Here is a 659-nt window from a genome sequence, read left to right as displayed (position 1 = left end):
GGATAGTACTGATTGATTTATTGAGTAGTACGTCAATAGATGCTTGATAATCTTTTGCTTCATCGATTGCACGATGAAAGGTTAATGATAATTTACCTTTGTGTGTTATAACTTTATCAAGCAAGGTTTCATCTACGGTACCATCTTTATTAAGAGCGCCAAAAACAATTCCTTGAGCGTTCGTAGATTTGATAATTTCTAAATCTTTAAAAATGACTTCTTGATCTTCTTGGTCATAATAAAATGAATCGCCATGAGGCCTTAACATCACTTGAACAGGGATATCAACGGCATTCGTAACTGACTCAATTAAACCAAGAGAAGGCGTTAATCCCCCTTCAGAAATAGCACTGACTAATTCAATGCGATCGGCGCCAAACTTCTTTGCATCTTTGGCTTGTTTTAAAGTTTCAACGATTACTTCTAAATACATACAATCACCTCAAATATAGTATAACAAATTTACTAACATTATTTATAATAGTTGTTTATAATAAAATTATAAAAAAAAGTTATAAAAAATAGAGGAGGAGTTTAGATTTATGGATCAATTAAAAGATTTTGGAACTAGGTTACTTGGGTACTTACAGAAAATTGGTAAGTCATTAATGTTACCAGTCGCTGTATTACCAGCTGACGCCATATTAATGGGGGTAGGG

General features: G+C 32.9%; 1 protein-coding gene. It reads right to left on the bottom strand.

The genetic code is table 11. From position 1 onward, the window contains the following. Positions 1-433 (bottom strand): copper homeostasis protein CutC (locus ABCO64_RS10465; protein ID WP_343089424.1); only part of this gene is annotated, 433 nt, incomplete at its 3' end. Between the last annotated feature and the right edge of the window lie 226 nt (positions 434-659).

It is taken from the genome of Methanocalculus natronophilus, assembly GCF_038751955.1.
Classification (GTDB): domain Archaea; phylum Halobacteriota; class Methanomicrobia; order Methanomicrobiales; family Methanocorpusculaceae; genus Methanocalculus; species Methanocalculus natronophilus.
Note: the sequence above shows the minus strand (reverse complement) of the source record. Positions and strands in the feature narration are given on the sequence as shown.